21 protein-coding genes are annotated in these 20331 nt (G+C 36.9%); 13 read left to right on the top strand and 8 right to left on the bottom strand.

The genetic code is table 11. The annotated features are described in order from the left end of the window. Genes K9M53_RS14870 through K9M53_RS14855 form a run of 4 tightly spaced genes read left to right on the top strand, consistent with a single transcriptional unit; the run spans window position 1 to window position 3453 of the window. On the top strand, window positions 1–771 hold the full coding sequence (locus K9M53_RS14870) for a nucleotidyltransferase domain-containing protein (RefSeq protein ID WP_224016407.1): 771 nt from the start codon (window positions 1–3) through the stop codon (window positions 769–771). Next, window positions 772–1524 carry a UDP-2,3-diacylglucosamine diphosphatase gene (locus K9M53_RS14865; RefSeq protein ID WP_224016405.1) on the top strand — a complete coding sequence of 251 codons (753 nt, stop codon included), beginning with the start codon at window positions 772–774 and terminating at the stop codon, window positions 1522–1524. After that, the gene (locus K9M53_RS14860) at window positions 1521–2333 is read left to right on the top strand and encodes an NHL repeat-containing protein (RefSeq protein WP_224016403.1); all 813 of its coding nucleotides are present in this window, start codon (window positions 1521–1523) and stop codon (window positions 2331–2333) included. Before K9M53_RS14865 ends, K9M53_RS14860 begins: the two co-directional genes overlap by 4 nt. A 19-nt stretch (window positions 2334–2352) precedes the next feature. Beyond that, window positions 2353–3453: a mechanosensitive ion channel family protein gene (locus K9M53_RS14855; RefSeq protein WP_224016401.1), complete on the top strand. Its 1101-nt coding sequence runs from the start codon at window positions 2353–2355 to the stop codon at window positions 3451–3453. A 99-nt stretch (window positions 3454–3552) separates the two neighbouring features. Here the strand turns inward: K9M53_RS14855 and K9M53_RS14850 are convergent, their stop codons facing one another. The 3 genes from K9M53_RS14850 to K9M53_RS14840 all read right to left on the bottom strand — a co-directional run bounded on the left by K9M53_RS14850 (window position 3553) and on the right by K9M53_RS14840 (window position 5842). Then, window positions 3553–4071, bottom strand: a complete 519-nt coding sequence (locus K9M53_RS14850; RefSeq protein WP_224016399.1) for a thioredoxin family protein — start codon at window positions 4069–4071, stop codon at window positions 3553–3555. A 23-nt stretch (window positions 4072–4094) separates the two neighbouring features. Continuing rightward, the gene (locus K9M53_RS14845; protein ID WP_224016397.1) at window positions 4095–4646 is read right to left on the bottom strand and encodes a MerR family transcriptional regulator; all 552 of its coding nucleotides are present in this window, start codon (window positions 4644–4646) and stop codon (window positions 4095–4097) included. Window positions 4647–4870: 224 nt separating this feature from the next. Beyond that, window positions 4871–5842, bottom strand: coding sequence for a M23 family metallopeptidase (locus K9M53_RS14840; RefSeq protein ID WP_224016395.1), 972 nt, complete (start codon window positions 5840–5842; stop codon window positions 4871–4873). 238 nt (window positions 5843–6080) lie between these two features. Here K9M53_RS14840 and alaS point away from each other — a divergent pair, with 238 nt between their 5' ends. The 6 genes from alaS (at window position 6081) to K9M53_RS14810 (ending at window position 13946) form a co-directional block, all read left to right on the top strand. Next, window positions 6081–8702 carry an alanine--tRNA ligase gene (alaS, locus tag K9M53_RS14835; RefSeq protein WP_224016393.1) on the top strand — a complete coding sequence of 874 codons (2622 nt, stop codon included), beginning with the start codon at window positions 6081–6083 and terminating at the stop codon, window positions 8700–8702. A gap of 202 nt (window positions 8703–8904) precedes the next feature. Further along, complete coding sequence (locus tag K9M53_RS14830; RefSeq protein ID WP_224016390.1) at window positions 8905–9924, top strand: PDZ domain-containing protein; 1020 nt, start codon at window positions 8905–8907, stop codon at window positions 9922–9924. 137 nt (window positions 9925–10061) lie between these two features. After that, window positions 10062–11627, top strand: coding sequence for an Asp-tRNA(Asn)/Glu-tRNA(Gln) amidotransferase subunit GatB (gene gatB / locus K9M53_RS14825; RefSeq protein ID WP_224016388.1), 1566 nt, complete (start codon window positions 10062–10064; stop codon window positions 11625–11627). A gap of 97 nt (window positions 11628–11724) precedes the next feature. Further along, entirely contained in the window at window positions 11725–12855 is a 1131-nt protein-coding gene (locus K9M53_RS14820) for a TlpA disulfide reductase family protein (RefSeq protein ID WP_224016386.1), read from the top strand. Between the two features lie 14 nt (window positions 12856–12869). Beyond that, a complete protein-coding gene (locus K9M53_RS14815; protein ID WP_224016384.1) occupies window positions 12870–13445 on the top strand; it encodes a Crp/Fnr family transcriptional regulator in 576 nt (191 codons plus the stop codon). A 60-nt stretch (window positions 13446–13505) separates the two neighbouring features. Further along, complete coding sequence (locus K9M53_RS14810) at window positions 13506–13946, top strand: carboxymuconolactone decarboxylase family protein (protein ID WP_224016382.1); 441 nt, start codon at window positions 13506–13508, stop codon at window positions 13944–13946. A 69-nt stretch (window positions 13947–14015) separates the two neighbouring features. Here the strand turns inward: K9M53_RS14810 and K9M53_RS14805 are convergent, their stop codons facing one another. The 3 genes from K9M53_RS14805 to K9M53_RS14795 all read right to left on the bottom strand — a co-directional run bounded on the left by K9M53_RS14805 (window position 14016) and on the right by K9M53_RS14795 (window position 17142). Then, window positions 14016–15359 carry a Gfo/Idh/MocA family protein gene (locus K9M53_RS14805; RefSeq protein WP_224016380.1) on the bottom strand — a complete coding sequence of 448 codons (1344 nt, stop codon included), beginning with the start codon at window positions 15357–15359 and terminating at the stop codon, window positions 14016–14018. 95 nt (window positions 15360–15454) lie between these two features. Continuing rightward, a complete protein-coding gene (locus K9M53_RS14800; RefSeq protein ID WP_224016378.1) occupies window positions 15455–16159 on the bottom strand; it encodes a phosphatidate cytidylyltransferase in 705 nt (234 codons plus the stop codon). Beyond that, entirely contained in the window at window positions 16150–17142 is a 993-nt protein-coding gene (locus tag K9M53_RS14795; protein ID WP_224016376.1) for a CPBP family intramembrane glutamic endopeptidase, read from the bottom strand. Before K9M53_RS14795 ends, K9M53_RS14800 begins: the two co-directional genes overlap by 10 nt. Before the next feature lie 81 nt (window positions 17143–17223). Between K9M53_RS14795 and dusB the strand changes: the two genes are divergently transcribed. From dusB to K9M53_RS14780, 3 genes are all read left to right on the top strand, one after another. Continuing rightward, complete coding sequence (dusB, locus tag K9M53_RS14790) at window positions 17224–18264, top strand: tRNA dihydrouridine synthase DusB (RefSeq protein WP_224016374.1); 1041 nt, start codon at window positions 17224–17226, stop codon at window positions 18262–18264. 112 nt (window positions 18265–18376) lie between these two features. Further along, window positions 18377–18814, top strand: a complete 438-nt coding sequence (gene tadA / locus K9M53_RS14785; RefSeq protein WP_224016372.1) for a tRNA adenosine(34) deaminase TadA — start codon at window positions 18377–18379, stop codon at window positions 18812–18814. 79 nt (window positions 18815–18893) lie between these two features. Next, window positions 18894–19493 (top strand): superoxide dismutase, encoded by a 600-nt coding sequence (locus K9M53_RS14780; protein WP_224016370.1) that lies wholly within the window; start codon window positions 18894–18896, stop codon window positions 19491–19493. A gap of 145 nt (window positions 19494–19638) precedes the next feature. On the opposite strand, the gene yidD is transcribed toward K9M53_RS14780, so the two are convergent. Together yidD and rnpA are read right to left on the bottom strand one after the other, a co-directional pair. Next, a complete protein-coding gene (gene yidD, locus K9M53_RS14775) occupies window positions 19639–19869 on the bottom strand; it encodes a membrane protein insertion efficiency factor YidD (protein WP_224016368.1) in 231 nt (76 codons plus the stop codon). Then, window positions 19844–20260 carry a ribonuclease P protein component gene (gene rnpA, locus K9M53_RS14770; RefSeq protein ID WP_224016366.1) on the bottom strand — a complete coding sequence of 139 codons (417 nt, stop codon included), beginning with the start codon at window positions 20258–20260 and terminating at the stop codon, window positions 19844–19846. The genes yidD and rnpA overlap by 26 nt, the downstream gene beginning before the upstream one ends. Between the last annotated feature and the right edge of the window lie 71 nt (window positions 20261–20331).

Genomic DNA, 20331 nt, shown 5'->3' with positions numbered 1-20331 from the left:
ATGCATGATGAAATTATAGAAGAATTAAAAAAGCTTGAGGTTAAACATTCCATTAAAATTTTATATGCAGTGGAATCTGGAAGTAGAGCTTGGGGATTTGCATCGAAAGATAGTGATTGGGATGTTCGGTTTATTTATGTTCATGTGCAAGACTGGTATTTATCTATAGATGAGAGAAAGGAAAATATAGAGTTTATATTACCTAATGATATTGATTTGTCAGGCTGGGAACTTCGTAAAGCTTTAAAGCTTTTTCGAAAATCAAATCCTCCTTTATTTGAATGGCTAATTAGCCCAATTGTCTATTATCAGCAAACATCTTTTGTTGAACAAGCAAGAACTTTAAGTAGCACTTATTTTAACCCTAAGTCGTGCATGTATCATTATTTGAGTATGGCAGTTAATAATTATAAAGATTATTTACAACAGGACATGGTGAAGGTGAAGAAGTATTTTTATGTCTTACGTCCTTTATTAGCTTGTGCATGGGTAGAGAAAAATGAGAAAATGCCTCCTATGGAGTTTGAAATTAATTTGAATAATGTTGTAGAAAATGGGGAGTTGAAAAATGCTATTAATCAACTTTTGTCACGAAAAAAAGAGGGAGAAGAATTAGATAAAGAACCTAAAATAGAGATCCTTAATAATTATATAGTTGATAGGATTGATTATTTTTCTAAATATCTTAAAGAGTTTAGTTTTGAACCAAAAATTTCTAATTATGAATTAAATCTTCTATTTAGAAGTGTTTTAAAACAAGCATGGTCATAAATGAATGGCAACAAAAAAATATACTTTCTCTCCGATTTTCACCTCGGCGCTCCCGATGCAGCTTCAAGTTTGCAACGTGAAAAAAAGATCGTTGATTTTTTGGATGAAATAAAAAAAGATGCCGCAGCAATATTCATTGTTGGCGATCTGTTCGATTTCTGGTATGAGTATAAAAAAGTAGTTCCTAAAGGATTCGTTCGTATTTTAGGTAAGCTTGCAGAGATCACTGATAGCGGTATTCCTGTTCATTTTTTTGTGGGTAATCACGATATGTGGATGACAGATTATTTTCAAAAAGAATTAAACATTCCTGTTTACTTTGAGCCTAAGACGTTTGAGTTCAACAATAAAAAATTTTATGTAGGGCATGGCGATGGGCTAGGTCCCGGCGATCACGGCTATAAATTTTTAAAGAAGATCTTTAGAAATAAAATTTGCCAATGGCTGTTTGGCATATTACCGCCACAGATAGGAATGGGGATTGCTAATTATTCATCCAATAGAAGTCGTGAGGCCGGCGCAGCTGAAGCAGAAAAATTTTACGGAGAAGACAAAGAATGGTTGATCATCTATTGTAAAGAGATCTTGCAAAAGGAACATTTTGATTATTTTATTTTCGGGCATCGGCATTTACCTATCGATTTTGCATTGCCCGATAACAGCCGCTATATTAATTTAGGAGATTGGATCAGGTACGACTCTTATGCAGTTTTTGATGGCAATACAACTGAATTGAAATATTATAAAAAGTGAATCACCTAAAAAAAATATTATTTGTTTTCTTTTTTTTACCCCTGCTATCAAAAGCGCAGAATGATTCTTCATTTAAATTTGTAAAAACCATACCCGGCGATTATAGCTATTTTACCGTTGATAATTTGGACAATATTTATGCGCTTACAAATTCCAATCAGCTTATTAAAATAAACAGCAGCGGCGATTCTGTTGGTGTGTTTAATGAAGTAAGAAGACATGGGCAGCTATCTTCTATTGATGCATCCAATTCCTTAAAGTTATTATTGTTCTATAAAAACTTTGCTTCAGTGCTGGTTTTAGATCGGTTTTTAAATACGCTCAATACGATCAACCTGCGTAAGCAAGGCGTGTTTAATGTAAACAGCATTGCTACTTCTTATGACAATAATATATGGCTGTTTGATGAGGGAGATAGTAAACTGAAAAAAATGGATGGTGATGGTAATGTGATTTCAGAAACAGTCGATTTCCGTTTATTGTTTGACTCTATTCCTTCACCTACGCAGATCATTGACCGGGATGGTTTTGTTTATTTATACGATCCCAATAAAGGCATTTATATTTTTGATTACTATGGCTCGCTTAAGAACAAGCTTTCTTTTTTGCATTGGAAAAACATAGACGTGGTGAAAACAAGCATTTATGGGTTTACCGATACTAAAGTATATGAATACCAATTGGGCTCATTAAATTTGAAAGAATATGCACTGCCTGAGAGCTTTAATAATGCATTGCAGATAGAAGCAGGCATAAATAAGATCTACGTTTTAAAGCAAGACGGAATTTATGTTTTCTCTGTAAAATAGTGTTACAGTAACTTTGGCTATGGAGTTATTAAATCATGTATATCTCGACAATACCATAAAAGCCTACCTAATGGTAGGCGGCACTATCCTCGCTGCCATTGTTCTTAAAAGAATTATATCCCGCTATATTGCCTCTATTGTTTTAAAATTATCCAAACGTATTTGGAAAACATTAAATGGCAAAGCGTTCATCGACCTGGTGATAGCTCCCATTGAAATGGTACTGGTAATTGCCATTACTGTTTTCTCTTTAGACAAATTAAAATTTCCTGTTGAACTCAATTATGAAATATATGGGCATTCTATTAAGGATATTATAACAAGAACCGGAACTGCTATTATTATCGTAGCATTTATCTGGTTGTTATTGCGATTGATAGATTTTGTTGCATTAGCATTAAAAGAACAGGCGCATCATGCCTCGGATGTTAAAGACAACCAGTTGATCATTTTCTTCAGGGATTTTTTAAAAGTTATCATCGGGATTGTTGGGATTTTATTGATCATAAAAGCCTGTTTTAACCAGCACATTGGAAATTTATTAACGGGGTTAAGTATTGTCGGCGCTGCATTGGCATTGGCTGCCAAAGAAAGTTTAGAGAACTTAATAGCATCTTTCATCATCTTTTTTGATAAACCTTTTTTTACAGATGATGTAGTGAAAATTAATAACATAACAGGCAAGGTAGAAAAGATAGGTTTGCGTAGCACCCGTATCCGTACTGCTGATAAAACTTTGGTAACCGTTCCTAACAAACAAATGGTGGATTCGGTGGTAGATAACCAAAGCATGCGCACACAGCGAAGGACACTGATAAATATTGAGCTCTCTCCAACCACTCATTCCGTTACAGCACAAACATTTATTGATGCTATAAAAAAGCTATTGGCATCTAATGGGGCTCAAATCATTTCCTCCACTGTATATTTTAAAGAATTGAGCAAGGTTGCTTTATTGATAAGTGTAGAATATTTTACTGAAACCTTTACGCAGGAAGAGGTGGATACATTCAAACAACAAATAAATTTTTCTATTAAAAAACTGATAGAGGAAAATTCAATTCAGTTAGCCGGAGAAACAAGTACTATTATAATAAGCAACGAGAATAAAGAAGAGTAGTGTCTCACAGAGTGCACAAAGAATGCCGTATTCAAAATATCCTTGCCTCTGTGAGAAACAAAACTTTTCGTCTTATTTCCTTCGCATCTTTGCGTGAAATCAATTCGCACTAATAATATCTGCCAACTCTTTATCCCACTTACCCGTCTTTCCATACTCCACTAATCGACCAATTTCTTTTCCGTTTTTCATAACAATAAATGTAGGAACGTTGGTAATATTAAAGGCAGCAGCGATATTGCCCAAAGTTTGTTTATTTCTGTCAACACCAAACAAGCTAACAGACGAATCTCGCATGCCGCTTAGTTCTAACAGCTTAAAGAATTTCGGTAATAGAAACTGCGTGTCTTCGCACCAGGTTCCACCAAACACTACAAAAGAGAGGCTGTCTTTTGAACGTTTAAAAGCGTCAACAACAGCAGCATCAGGTGTATACAAATTCTTATTCGGAGCATACCACTGAAAAGAAGTATCGTTTTCAATAATTGATCTGCTGATGATTCCTTTTAAAACTTTTACTTCAGGATGTTTGGGGTCTTTACTTATTTCATATTGAACCTGTGCCAGAGATGTAAGAGAAAGAAGTAAAAAAGAAAAGAAAGTTATATAAAGTTTCATAGGCTTAAAACAGCTATTATCACTTAAAGGTTCGCTTTTAATTCATTTAAAAAAGCTTTGATCTTTTTAAGCGATTCTATCACTGCGAATTTTTCTTCTGCCTTTTTATTATTCTTAAAAAAATCTTTGGCGCCCTCCATTGTATATTTTTTTTCACGGACAAGGTGGTGGATCATCTGCAGGTTCTTAATATCCTCCGGCCTGAATAACCGGTCGCCTTTACCATTTTTCTTTGGTTTTAATACCGTAAACTCATTTTCCCAAAAACGTATCTGCGATTGGTTTACTTTAAACATTCTCGCTACATCTCCAATAGAATAATACATTTTCTGAAACAGGATCTCATCTTCGGGTACTTCTATCAGGTCGGCTGTAATGGCAATTTCCTTTAAGCTCTTTCTGCCTCTTGTTGATTTTTTTTGTTTAACAACAACCTGTTTTTTGGTCTCTGCCTTCGGCTTTTCGCTTTCAACTTTTGCTTTTTCCTCTTCCACTTTTTTGTCAACAACTTTTTTCTCCGGTTCTTTTTCTACCGGCGGTGCATCAAAATCAAAAGCTATTTGTTGAAGTGGCATTACCCTAAAGTTAATGGTTTATTTGTTTAGTTGTTTATTGGTTTATTAGTTGTGAATACAATGTGCATCTATATTCTACGTTTAATAAAAGTTAAATAGTAGTAATCAGATGAAGTGAGTGACACAACGATGTTTAAACAGGGAACTAATGCTCATTACATAAAATATAAAAACCTGATCTCCTTTTTAATTTTTCAGTTTCTTTCTCTTTTAGGAGAATGCAGCTAGTCAAAGCTTTTTGCACTGCCTGTTGCAGCGATCTTCAGCAAACGATCGTATTGTTCTGCGCTCAGATCATTATAGAAAAAGTAAACAGGGTCAACAGGAGTTCCATCAATATGTACTTCGTAATGGCAATGAGGTCCGGTACTGGCACCTGTGCTGCCTACCCAGCCAATTACTTCGCCTCGTTTTACCCTTTGTCCCACATGAACTTTAATGCGCACCATGTGCATATAAACTGTTTGATACCCATACCCATGATTAATGATCACATGGTTTCCTGTACCTGTTCCTTCGCCGGCAGTTATCACTGTACCGTTGCCGGTAGCATAAATTGGTGTTCCTTGCGGCGAAGTAAAATCGATGCCATAGTGCATTTTTGCAATTCCATAAATGGGATGGATGCGCATACCGAAACCGCTGCCGATACGGGTAAGGTCTTTATTGCTCACCGGTTGTATTGCCGGGATACAAGCCAGTTTATCTCCCTGGTTGTTAATTAATTTTTCAATATCAGTATAGCTGTCTTGCTGAAAGGCAATACGTGCAGCCAAATTGTTCAATGTCTTGGCAATATCGGTTCCCAGTGCATCATCCGCCATTACCTGTACTTTCTCAATTTCTTTTTTCTTTTCGATTAGTTTGGCTCTTGCGCTATCCGGTAGTGGCGTGGCTTCAAAAATGGAGCGATATACTTTGTTGTCACGCTGCTCCAGCTCCGCCATTTGCTGTTGAAGCTGCTGTACACGGTCATTTAGCGCTGTATAATCATCTTTCAGATTATCATAGCGGTGATGCAGTTCAATATCAGAAGGATTCGGGAAGAATTTGGTGTATAAAAAGATCACAATGGCACAGCTAACGATCAATGCAGAAAAAAAACCAAACACACGCAACAGCTTTACCCGCAAAGGCGTTACCAGCTTTTCGTATCGAAGCGTATTGGTGTTATAGTAATATTTTATTTTTTTCATGCAAGATGGTCTTCATTGGATAAGATTAGTTTTTTAAGCGAAAATTTCACACAACGGAACAAAGAATGCAAAGTACACAAAGTTATCATCGTTGTTTCGTCGTTTTCTTTGTGCGCTTTGTGTGAAACCTTCCTCATTCACACAAACAATAAAAGAATTACTTTTGCACCCACCCTTAAAAAAGGTTACAAATATAGACTCTTAAAACGCAAAAATCAACCTAAAAACAGGAATGGCTATGATGACGAGCGCCGCAATACGACAACAGTTTCTCGATTTTTTTAAATCAAAAGGACATGCCATTGTGCCTTCGGCTCCTATTGTTTTAAAAGATGATCCTACTTTGTTGTTTACCAATGCGGGCATGAACCAGTTTAAAGATTACTTTTTAGGCAACAAAAAAGCCCCCAATACCCGTATTGCCGATACACAAAAATGTTTGCGGGTAAGCGGTAAGCACAACGATCTGGAAGAAGTAGGTGTTGACACGTATCATCATACCATGTTTGAAATGCTGGGCAACTGGAGCTTTGGAGATTATTTTAAAAAAGAAGCCATTGAATGGAGCTGGGAATTATTGACAGAAGTATTGAAACTAGACAAATCTCGTTTATACGTTACCGTTTTTGAAGGGGATGCAAAAGAAAATTTACCGAAAGACGAAGAAGCCTGGAACGAATGGAAGAAATGGATACCGGAAGACAGGATTTTATTAGGCAATAAAAAAGATAATTTTTGGGAAATGGGTGATACCGGCCCATGTGGACCTTGCACCGAAATACACGTGGATTGCAGAACGGATGAAGAAAGAAAACAAGTGGATGGAAAAACATTGGTAAATAACGATCACCCACAGGTAATTGAAATATGGAATAATGTATTCATTCAATTCAACCGTAAAAAAGATGGAAGCTTAGAATTGCTACCTGAAAAACATGTTGACACCGGGATGGGCTTTGAACGTTTGGTAAGAGTATTGCAACAAAAGCAAAGCAATTACGATACGGATGTTTTCACCGGAACCATCGCAGCAATAGAAACCATTACCAATAAAAAATACGATTACAGCGACAGCAAACAAGCCATTGCGTTTCGTGTATTAGCAGATCATATTCGTGCCATTTCTTTTACCATTGCAGATGGACAACTACCTTCAAACACAGGAGCAGGCTATGTTATACGTCGTATCTTAAGACGTGCAGTGCGTTATTATTATTCTTATTTGGATTATAAGCAACCGTTGTTATTTCAAATATTACCGGTTATTGCGAAGCAATTCGAAAATGTTTTTCCTGAATTGATAAAACAACAGGATTTTGTTGGCAAAGTAATTAAGGAAGAAGAAGAAGCGTTTTTAAGAACATTGGATAAAGGTTTAAAGCTTATACAGGAAGTTATAGAAGCGTCGAAAGCATCGAAAATAATTGATGGTAAAAGTGCTTTTAAATTACATGATACTTATGGCTTTCCTATTGACCTTACAAAATTGATTGCAACAGAAAATGGATTGGGTGTTGATGAGATTGGTTACGAAGAAGAAAGAAAAGGCCAACAAGAAGGAGGACGTTCTGCATCTGCATTGGATACAGAAGATTGGATAATCATAAATGAAGGCAGTGAATCGAAATTCATTGGTTATGATTCATTGGAAACAAAAACAAAAATTTTACGCTACAGGAAAATAAAAGCAAAAGGTAAAGAATCGTATCAATTGGTATTAGCTGAAACTCCGTTTTATGCAGAGAGTGGTGGACAGGTGGGAGATTCAGGTCAGTTAATCATTAATAATTCACCATTAATAATTAATGATACCAAGAAAGAAAATAACTTATTCATTCATTTTGCTGATGCCGTTCCGGCGGAATTAAGCGGTGAAGTAATTGCTAAAGTTGATGTGGACAGAAGAAAGGCAATCACCGTTCATCATAGTGTTACGCATTTATTACATGCAGCTTTACGTAAAGTATTAGGTACGCATGTAGCGCAAAAAGGTTCATTGGTAAATGAAGAACATCTACGTTTCGATTTTTCTCATTTTGCAAAAATGGCTGATGAAGAAATTATTGCAGTAGAAAAAATAGTGAACGAAAAAATAAGAGAGAACATTCCCGTTGTAATAAAACAATTACCAAAAGAAGAAGCATTAAAACTCGGTGCTATGGCTTTGTTTGGCGAAAAATATGGGGATGTGGTTCGTGTTGTGATCATTGATCCAGCTTATTCTGTAGAGCTTTGCGGTGGTACCCATGTAGGTAACACCGGAGAATTAGGCTTGTTTAAAATCAAGCATGAAAGTGCGGTAGCTGCCGGTGTTCGCCGGGTAGAAGCCGTTTGTGGTAAAGCAGCAGAAGAATATATTGATGCAGCTTTCGGAGTATTAAATACAATAAAAGAAACACTCAAAAACCCGAAAGAGCTTTCCAAAGCAATTGAAAATCTTCAATCGGAAAATGCAGAGTTGAAAAAGCGTATTGAAAATTTAGAAGCCCGTCAACTCGTAGGAATTCGTAATGAATTATTACAGAAAGATGAGATCATTAATAATGTAACCTTCATCGGCTCCATAATAGAAGTGCCCAATGCTGATGCATTAAAGAAATTATGCTTCGATCTTAAAAACCACATACACGATCATGTGGCGGTGCTTTGCAGCAATATAGATGGTAAGCCATTTGTGGCGGTTGGTATCAGCGATGTTGTTGTTGCTGCAAAAAACTTAGATGCTGGCAAGATCATTAAAGAACATATTGCTCCTTTAATTAAAGGCGGTGGCGGCGGACAAAAGAATTTAGCTACAGCCGGGGGACAGGATACAAGTAATTTAAAAGCGGTTATTGAAAAGGTAAAATCGTTATTATAAGGTGTTTCACACAAAGTGCGCAATGAATACAACGTAACAACGATTATTTCTTTGTGCACTTAGTATTCTTTGTTTCGTTGTGTGAAATATTCTCTCTCTAAAATTTTGTTAAAGCAAATATTTTATTTCCGAAACATTTCGTAATTCAAAATTTATTTCTATTTTTGAACTACTAAATTCTTCGTACATTAAATCATAAGATATGAGAAAGTTATTATTAAGCTTGTGTATTATAGGTTTCAGCCAGTTCTTATTTGGTCAGGATACACCACCGGATGCACCTGCTCCGCCACCTCCGGCGAAAAATAAGCACGGCGAAGAAATTGTTATCTGCAATAAAGGTGATAAGCAAATGAACATAACTGTTCAGATCAACGGCGATTCTATTACAGTTAATGGAAAACCGCTTTCTGATTTTAAAGATGCAGATGTTACTATCAATAAGCGCAAAATGATGGTACGTGATGGAAACATGACACTCGATTTCAATAACATGAATGGTGGCGATTGGGGATTAAAGAACATGTATGACCAACTGGGTAAAGCATCTTCCTATCCTTTTTTAGGAGTAACTACTGATAAAGTAAAAGACGGTGTAAAGATCGATGAGCTGGTACCTTCCGGCGCTGCAGAAAAAGCAGGGTTGAAAGAAGGTGACATCATTACTAAAGTGGATGATGACTATATCAGTAATCCTGAAACATTATCATCTGTTATCAGGTCTAAAAAACCACAACAGGAAATAAAAGTTTATTACAAAAGAGGAGGTAAGGAAAATTCAATGAAGATCAAATTGGGTGAACACAAAGAAAAAATAACACGTACCATTACTTTTGATGCACCGATGATGCGTTCGTTCTCCATACCATCGCCGGATGAAATGGATGAAAACGATATTCCTTATATGCCTGATATGCCCGATATGGCTGATATGGGGATGCCACAACGTAAAAAGATCGGCATAAAAATTCAGGACACAGAAGATGGAAAGGTAAAAGTGATCAATGTAGAAGATAGCTCTGCCGCTGCTAATGCAGGCATTAAAAAAGATGATATCATCACGGAGATAGATGGTGAAAAAATTGATAATACCGACGAGGCAAGAGAGCAGTTACATCCAGAAGAAGGGAAAATGTCTTACAATATTAAAATTAATCGAAGCGGTAAAGAAATAAGCTTCGACGTAAAAATCCCACGTAAACTAAAAACGGCGAATTTATAAGCTCGTTATGTTTGGCAACCTGGCTTTGTTTTACGTTATTAATAATTTTTAAAGGTTGTCAAACTTTGCGAATAATACAGGCATCAGTTCTCTGGTGCCTTTTTTCTTTGCTTTAGGGTTTCATTTAACTTTTTGTCTTGAAACAAAAAGTAAAATCAACGCCGTTGCGGTTACGTAGCCCGCCGGTTGTAGAGGCGAATCATTTGTATTGCTATAATTTGCCTGAAATTGTATACCTCATTGCTTACCTTTGCGCCGTGATACAATACGATAAATACGAAGCGGTAATAGGGCTGGAAGTACATGCCCAGCTACTTACAAAAAGTAAACTCTTCTGCGGCGACAGCGCTGCTTTTGGCGGAGATCCCAACACACATATAAGCCCCATAACATTGGCGCACCCCGGCACTTTGCCGATGATGAATAAACAGGCAATTGAACACGCCATTAAGTTGGGCTTAACCTTGCGCTGCGATATTGAACAGCAAAACTATTTTGCACGTAAAAATTATTTCTATCCTGATCTGCCGAAAGGTTACCAGGTTAGTCAGCATACTACACCTATTTGTAAGAACGGACATGTAAAGATCAAGGTAGAAGATACAGAAAGAAACATTCGACTAAACAGAATACATATTGAAGAAGATGCCGGTAAAAGCCTGCATGATGTAGATGAAAATTTTACTGCCATCGATTTGAACCGTGCAGGAGTTCCTTTATTGGAAATAGTTTCTGAACCCGATCTGCATAGCAGCGATGAAGCTTTTGCTTATTTAACGGAGTTAAGAAAGCTCGTGCGTTGGGTAGAAGTATGTGATGGTAATATGGAAGAAGGCAGTCTGCGTTGCGATGCCAACGTTTCTGTTCGTTTAAAAGGCGATATTAAATTGGGAACAAGAGTAGAAGTAAAGAACTTGAACAGCATCCGTAATGTAAAACGTGCCATTGATATTGAAATAAAACGACTGATAGAAATTGTTGAAAGCGGTAATAAAGTAATACAGGAAACAAGAAGCTTTGATGCAGATAACAATACTACGTTCTCTTTACGCAGCAAAGAAGAAGCAGATGATTACCGTTATTTCCCCGAGCCGGATCTGACTCCGTTCAATATTACTGATGAATTTTTACAGCAGGTAAAAGAATCATTACCGGCATTGCCCGAAGCATTGGAGAAAAAATATAAAGATGTTTTTCAATTGTCGGATTATGATGCACAAATGATCTGCCAGGATAAAACAATGGTAGATTATTTTGAAGCAACGATCAAGCACAGCAATCATTATAAAGCAGTAGTGAACTGGCTGATCGGACCTGTAAAGTCTTATCTCAATCATCACAACATAGAACTGAATGGCTTTGCGTTAAAACCGCAACAAATTGCGGCATTGGTACAGTTGATCGATGATGGAAAAGTAAACTTCAATATTGCTTCTACCCGAATATTTGAAGCATTGCTGAAAGAAACGAACAAAGAGCCGTTGCAAATAGCTACCGAATTAAATCTTATACAAGATAGCAACGCTGATAACCTTGCTGTTTGGGTAGATGAAGTAATTGCCAAAATGCCTGATAAAGTAAAAGAATATAAAAGTGGTAAAAAAGGATTGATCGGTTTATTTGCCGGCGAAGTAAAAAAGATCAGCAAAGGTAAAGCCGACATGCAGTTGGTAAATAAATTACTGGCAGAGAAATTAAATTAAGTGGATAGTCAATAATGAATTGCCAATCTTTGTTACAATTATTTTGGTCTTCATATTTTCACTATTGACCATTCACTGTTCACAATAAATTAGTGTAATGAAACAACTTCTAACGCTTGCGATGATCGTCTTTTGTCTGTCATCCTGCAAAAGCAAATCAGGTAAGCAACAACTCACTATTACAGGGGAAATAAAGAACGCTCCAGATCAAAAAATTTATATCGAGCAATTATTTTTTAGCCAGCAAAACCCGGAAGTGCTAGATACTGCTGAAATAAAAAATGGCAAATTCAGTTTGTCGGCATTGGCACAGGAAGAAGGCTTGTATCGTATTCGGCTGGAAAACAATAGGAACAACAACGGTTTTGTTTTTATTAACGATACGAATAATATTGTTTTTACCACAGATTATAATAATCCTACTGTTGAAAATACTTCGTTCGGTTCTTACGCCAATTCTATCTTGAAAAATTTCTTTATTAAATCAAACTCGTTTAGAAATGCGTTGGAAGATGCAGACGGACAAGTGCATCAATTAAAGACACAAAACGCATCTGATAGTGCTGTTGCTGTCGCATCAAAAAATTTCGATGAAAAAAATAACGCCTACAAGGAATATGTGATCTCTTTTATTGATTCTGTTTCCGATCCCATAAATGCAGTATATGCATTAGGCTATACTGGTCATTTTGATCCTAATGATCTGGCAAAATCTGTTGTTAATATGGGAAGGCATTTTCCTAAAAATGTTACTGTTACTTCCATTGCGGAGCAATACAGGCAACTGATAGATCAATACAACAGAACACCTCATATCGGTGGCATAGCTCCTAATATCAGCCTGCCTGATACAAGCGGGAAAGTATTTTCTTTAAGCAGTCTGCGTGGCAAATATGTACTGGTAGACTTTTGGGCAAGCTGGTGCAGACCTTGTCGTGGCGAAAATCCTAATGTAGTAAAAGCGTATAATGAATATAAAGATAAAGGCTTTACCGTATTAGGGGTATCGCTGGACCAGGATAAGCAGGCATGGATACATGCTATTAATGCAGATAAACTAACGTGGACGCATATCAGCGATCTGCAAAACTGGAGCAGTAAAGCCGTGAGCTTATATGGATTTAATGCTATCCCGTATAATGTTTTGGTGAGCCCGGAAGGAAAAATTATTGCGGTAGGCTTAACAGGAAAAGAACTGGAGATGAAGCTGGCAGAGGTTATAAAATAATTTAGTTTTCTGCAATGTTTCAAAAATTAAAGGATCATATCGCCCGCTTTGTTGAGATCGATGAAAAGGATTATGCAGAAGTGTTAGAATACTTCACTATCATCAATGTTTCCAAAAAACAAAATTTATTAACAGAGGGTAAGATTTGCAAGAGCAATTATTTTGTAAGCAAGGGTTGCTTACGTATGTTCTTTATTAATGACAAAGGAATAGAACAAACCATACAATTTGCATTAGAAAACTGGTGGCTGGCAGATTACACCTCTTTCTCTTCTCAGCAACCTTCCGGTTTTTATATACAGGCAGTTGAAAAGTGTGAAATAATAACGCTTGATTTTTCGAGGCAGGAAGAGTTGCTGCAACGTTTTCCGCAAATGGAACGTTACTTTCGTTTAATTCATCAAAGAGCACATTCGGCATTTCAGTTTAGAATTAAATTCCTGTATGACCTTTCAAGAGAAGAGCTCTATAATGACTTCAGCAGATCCTTTCCTGAATTTGTACAACGCATACCTCAGTACCTGCTGGCTTCTTACTTAGGATTTACTCCCGAATATTTAAGTGAAATAAGAAACAAACGAATTTCTTAAACCTGTTTAAGCAATTGCATTATAGGTGCACAATAGCTTTGCTCCATAAAAATCAATAAAATGGAACAAAGAGTAAATATTGAACAAACGCAGCCTGATGCGTGGAAAGCATTATATGGCTTGTCGGGCATAGTACACAGGTCTTCCTTGACAACTATTCAAAAACATTTGATAATGGTGAGAGCTTCGCAAATTAACTCCTGTGCATTTTGCATTAATATGCACAGGAAAGATGCATTAAAAAGCGGAGAAACTCAGCAACGCTTATTCTTGTTAAGCGCCTGGAGAGAAACGGACCTTTTTACAGAAGAAGAAAAAGCAATGTTAGCGCTTACAGAAGAAGTAACCGTTATTAGTAAAAAAGGCGTTACAGATGCTACTTATAAACAGGCGGAAAAATTTTTCAGCGCTGAAACAATTGGCGAAATAATCATGTTGGTCATTGTAATAAATGCCTGGAACAGAATAGCAGTAAGTACACATAAGCCAATTGAAAACTAAGATCTGTAATTTAGTAGAACATTACTTCTTAGAAAGAATAGAAGAATAATACTTTGTTATTCTTCTATTTTACATTTTTTTCTCCTGCGGCTTGATCGTTGTCAAGTCTTCAATACGCACCGGCTTACCACTGTCAATACTTTTGCGTGTGGCAATTCCGATCAAACAGGATAAAGCGCCATCTCTTGTTCCGGCTGTTTGTCGCAATGCATCTGATTTGTCAACACCAAATACTTTATCTTTTAAAAGCTTATCTCCACCAGCATGTCCGCCACCACCTTTCGGTACACGAATAAACTCGGGCTTCTGAAAATTCTTAGTGATCATTATCTCATCATAATCCTGTTCTTCCGGCGGGTTACTTTCTTTGATCCATGCTTCCAGCCTGCCTTCTGTACCATTGAATGCAATGCGATAACCTTCATATGGAGAGTAGGTAGTTAATGAATAACTTACTTCAACATTATTGGCATATTTTATCGAAGCGTTCATCTTGTCAAAAATATTGATGTCTTCTTTCCATACACAACCATCACGCAAATAGCCATCGTATTGTTCGTTATTTACGTACAGGTCAACGTAACGCTGCTTTTTAGAAACATCAAAATAAAATTTACACTGATCTTTATAGGTGCACGGACGACAATTGGTAGATCGGAAAGAGTGATTCTTTCCATAAAATTCCAGGTCGCCAAAACCAAAAACTTCAACAGGATCGGAGTCGATCCACCAATTCAGCAGATCGAAATGATGAGTGGCTTTATGTACTAACAATGTTCCGCTGTTTTCACGCAAACGGTGCCAGCGACGGAAATAATCTGCTCCGTGATGAATATCGAGATACCAATGAAAATCTACTGATGTCATCTTGCCAATAGCTCCTGCTCGTAACAACTCCCATATTTTAGCACGATGCGGAGAATAGCGATAATTAAATGTTACCGTAACTTTTTTGCCGGTACGTTTTTCTGCATCGAGTATTGCCTGGCATTTTGTTTCATCCGTTGTCATCGGTTTTTCAGTAATGATATCCGCACCCAATTCCATCCCACGAATTATAAATTGATCGTGTGTGGAGCACATAGTGGTTACAATTAAAATATCGGGCTTGGTAGTTTTCATCATCTCATCAAAATCTGTAAACGTTGGACAACTCACACCCATATATTTTTTTGCATATTCAACACGTCCTTTGTTTTTATCACAGAGCCCTACAAACTCTACCAGGTCAGGGTAAGCGTCCATTACGTCCTTTCCCCACATGCTGGTACCTCTGTCGCCGGTGCCAACCATGGCATATCTTTTTTTAGTTCCGTTAAAAAATTCAGCAGCATTTACTAAAGAAGGTTTTAGTAATAAAGAGCCGGCAAGCGTTGTTCCGGCAGTAGCAATAAATTTTCTACGAGAAAACATAAGCAATCGATTTAGTTGTTACGAATATAAAAATATCCCGGACAAATTTTATGAGAATGTACGGCAACGTTATCGGAGAAGGTAACAGGAATACTTTAAAACATAAACAAATTCACATACAACCAAACCAACGGAGTAGCAATTAGTAAAGAATCAAATCTGTCTAAAAATCCACCATGGCCGGGCATTATGGAGCCACTGTCTTTTACATCAGCCATACGTTTTATTTTGCTTTCCAACAGATCCCCGGCAGTACCGCCGATGGCGCACAGCAATGAGATAACGATCCAGTGAATTGGTTTTATAGATTGCGCTAGCGGTAAAGCATATCCCAGTAAAGTGATAACTACCACACATAAAATAATTCCACCCAATGTTCCTTCCCATGTTTTTTTAGGAGATATTTTTGAAAAAGGGGTCTTGCCTATAAAGGAACCAACAATGTAAGCCATGGTGTCATTTATCCATATTGAAAATATAATAGCGCAGGGAATAAGATAGGAATATTGAAAAGATTCATATCCTTTATCATAACTATAACTTGGCTTATAAAGACCCAAAAAAAGCATCATTAAAACAGGTATGGTTATATAGGTCAGTCCTAAAAAGCTATTGCCAATGTATTTATCTGTATTGATCTTTTTCATCAGCTTCACAAACTCGTACCAGCAGCCAAAATGAATGATAGTAAACAATGCAATAAAGCCCCATTGATTTATGAGTAATCCGCCTAACATTACAATTACAAAAATAATAGCAGTCAGTGAACGGGTTTTAAAAGTTTGAATATTTAATGCCATGCAGGATGTGTTGTATTAGCAAGATTGATTTCTTTATTTTCTTCTTCTTCAATGTTTTGTCTTTTTAATTGGCTTGCTTTTTTAAACTGGATAAATAAGCCAATTAAAACAGGTAATGAAATAATAAGCGACCAGGCTGGTATCGAGGGATTCGTTGCATCTAGATCAGGCTTGGCTGCAGTATGGCTTATATTCAAGATAAACAACTGTGTAACCACTATTAAATTATTGAAAAAATGAGCCGATATGTTTACCCATATATTTTTAGATTGATAAAAAAGCAAGCCTAGTACATACCCCAAAATAAATCGACTTATAAATAAATAATAAGAGGCATGTATAAGACTAAAAAGTAACGATGCAATTACAATTGCAACTACAGGTTTTTTTAACCAGCGAACCAATAAATTCTGAATGACTCCTCTAAAAAAAAATTCTTCGAATAAGGCTGGCAGAAAAGCCATAATAAATATGGCCAAAAGAAACTGCGGCCAGGTATTAAGTATGCTTAAAGTAGTTACCTGCTCATTATATAAATGTTCTGCTTGTTTTGCCAATGAATCCCAATATGGAAAGTGTGCCAATATAATTTTGCTGATTTTTTCAAAAGGAATGGCAAAAATATTAGCGGTTATGAAAATAAAAAAAGCGATCACAACTTGTAAAAATGAGAAATGCTTACTGAATCCACCCCACAGCATCTTTTTATAACATACCAGTATAAATAAAAGCGAAGGAAAAAATAAAAGAAAGAAAGTGCCTCCTATTTGAAATAATTGTGCATAGGTAGCATTTTCAGGGCGCATTAATGCCTGCGACATGGCTATTGAACGATCAATATACGATCCTCCGTTGGTGCCCAATAACCTGTTTTCTAAAAAAAAAGCCGTGAATTGCCACAATACAATGCCTATTGCAATAAAAAGGAACAGGAAAGCCAATTGTGCCCAGCCGGTATATCCTTTATTGTTTTTATACTGCATAATCGGTTGCAAATAGGGTTGCAATTTACATTAATACCTAACGTTAACTGGAAAACCGTTTTTAGTTTTTATTTTTGCACCATGCCTTCTATCGGTAATATACAACTGCCTGAATTTCCTTTATTATTAGCTCCTATGGAGGATGTGAGTGATCCGCCGTTTCGTGCCGTTTGTAAAGAAAACGGTGCAGACCTGATGTATAGTGAATTTATTAGCAGCGAAGGGTTGATAAGAGATGCCATTAAGAGTAAGCATAAGCTGGATTTTAGTGAAGAAGAACGTCCTTTTGGCATACAAATATTTGGCGGAGATGAGGATGCTATGGAAATGAGCGCCCGGATATGCGAAACCGTTAACCCGGACCTGGTAGATATAAATTTTGGCTGCCCGGTAAAAAAAGTAGTGTCAAAAGGCGCTGGAGCCGGCGTATTAAAAGATGTGCCGTTAATGGTTCGGTTAACCGAAGCCGTTATTAAAGGCACCACGCTTCCTGTTACCATAAAAACAAGGTTGGGCTGGGACGATGAAACAAAAAATATTGAAGAAGTGGCCGAGCGCTTACAGGATATCGGAGTAAAAGCGATCACCATTCATGGCAGAACAAGAAACCAACTATATAAAGGAGAAGCAGACTGGACATTGATCGCTAAAGTGAAAAATAATCCACGTATTCATATTCCTGTTTTTGGTAATGGAGATATTGATAGCCCGCAAAAAGCATCGGAATATAAAAACCGCTATGGTGTTGACGGGATTATGATCGGAAGAGCTGCTATCGGTTATCCGTGGATATTTAGAGAAGTGAAGCATTATTTTCAAACAAAGCAGATAATGGCTCCGCCTACGTTACAGGAGCGTATTGATGTTTGCAGAAAACATTTATACAAATCAGTTGATTGGAAAGGACCTGTTGTTGGCATAAATGAAATGCGTCGTCATTATACAAACTATTTAAAAGGATTACCGGGCATAAAAGAATTTCGATATAAATTGGTTACATTAAAAACGGTAGAAGAGATTGATGAAGTATTGGAAGAGATCAGTAAAGCATACAATGGTTATACATTTGAAAGACTTCCTATAGAGCTTATTAACTATCATGAGAAATGCTCTGTTGATTAATGATATGCCGTTGCAGTGAGAGATCCTTCGTGTCTCAGGATAAACTTCACGATGTTCAATATAGAACTAATGATTGTCCCAAAATAATTCGTGCAATAAATTACACAACTACATGACCGACGAACATTATATGCAACAAGCTTTTAAAGAGGCGCAGCGTGCTTACGAAGAAGGCGAAGTACCTGTAGGTGCTGTAGTTGTAATGAATAATAAAATAATCGGCAGAGGTTATAACCAGGTGGAGAAACTCACTGATAGTACTGCTCATGCAGAGATCATTGCATTAACTGCCGCATTTAATTTTTTAGGCAGCAAATACTTACCGGAAGCTACTTTATATGTAACTGTAGAGCCTTGCCTAATGTGCAGCGGTGCCTTATATTGGAGCAAAATCGGGAGAATTGTTTATGGCGCTGATGACGAAAAGAACGGCTATAAAAAAAATACTGCTCCGAATAATCCTTTTCATCCCAAAACAGAAATTGTAAAGGGCATTTTAAAAGAAGAATGTGCGCAATTAATGAAAGATTTTTTTAAAGAGAGAAGATAAGAATCGGCACAGTTTTTTCAACCAATACCTTGTACATTTGTTATCCATTTAAACAATCATAAATTAAAAAATACAAACTATGGCATTTACATTAGCGCCGCTTCCATATGCGTACGATGCATTGGAACCGCATATCGACACTACTACCATGCAAATTCATCACGATAAACATCACCAGGCTTATGTTGATAATTTAAACAAAGCCATTGCCGGCACACCAAACGAAAACAAATCGTTGGAAGAGTTGGTGGCTGCTGCAGGAAGTATTAGTCCTGCTGTACGTAACAACGGTGGTGGACATTGGAATCATACTTTCTTTTGGGATAGCTTAGCCGGCAATGCAGGCGGTGCGCCAACCGGAAAATTAGCGGATGCTGTCAATGCTGCATTCGGTTCATTCGATGCATTCAAAGAAAAATTTGCTGCAGCAGGAATGACTCGTTTTGGTAGCGGGTGGGCTTGGTTAATTGTGAAAGATGGTAAGCTGGAAGTCTCTTCTACTCCTAATCAAGACAACCCTTTAATGGATGTTGCTGAAGTAAAAGGCACACCAATTTTGGGTGTTGACGTTTGGGAACATGCGTATTATTTAAAGTATCAAAACAAACGTGCCGATTATTTAGCTGCATTCTGGAATGTAGTGAACTGGACAAAAGTAGCTGAACGTTTTGGTGCTTAGGATAATGATGTGATCAATATTTGTTCTTTATTGAACATCGTGAAGTTTATCCTGAGGCACGAAGGATCACTCTCTTGTACAGCATACCGTTATACCTCTTTTTATTTAATTCATAACTGCAATCAGAAATGGTTGCAGTTTTTTATTACGGTACAGGATCATACCCATGTCCGCCCCAGGGATGACATCGAGCAATCCGTTTAACAGTTAACCAAAAACCTTTAATGGGTCCGTATTTTTTAAATGCTTCAATGCCATAATGAGAGCAGGTAGGGGTATAGCGGCATTTACTTCCCAGCCAGGGAGAGATTATCCATTGATATAATTTTATCAATGCAATAAAAGGAAGGCTAAGAAGTAGCAGTACTGTTCTCATGAAAGTTTTTTTGCAGTCGCTTGATCAATGTTTGCACCTTTTCATAAATCAACTTGTATTCGGGCAATTCGGTTCCGCTATAAATAAAAAAAAGCGATATGTTTTTATTGGAAGATTTGAGTTGTTTTTCCAACTCGGTTTTTTGTAAACGATAAGCTTCTCTTAATAAGCGTTTGATCCGGTTACGATCAACTGCTTTTTTAAAATTTTTCGTGCTTGCACTAAATCCTGCCAGTAATGTATTATCGCTTGTTTCATTTGTACTTAATACATAAAGCATTCGTACGGGAAAAGCATTAATGCTCTTTCCTGTTTTAAATAAATGCTCAATTTTTTTACGACTTTTAAGTCGCTCGTTCTTATTAAGTGTATATCGTATTCTTTCTTCCAATTATGCAAAATTAAAAAAGCCCTCTGCAAGAGGGCTATAATTTATTTCAAAGTCCCCTTAGGGGAATTTAG

It is taken from the genome of Ferruginibacter albus, assembly GCF_020042285.1.
Lineage (GTDB): Bacteria > Bacteroidota > Bacteroidia > Chitinophagales > Chitinophagaceae > Ferruginibacter > Ferruginibacter albus.
Note: the sequence above shows the minus strand (reverse complement) of the source record. Positions and strands in the feature narration are given on the sequence as shown.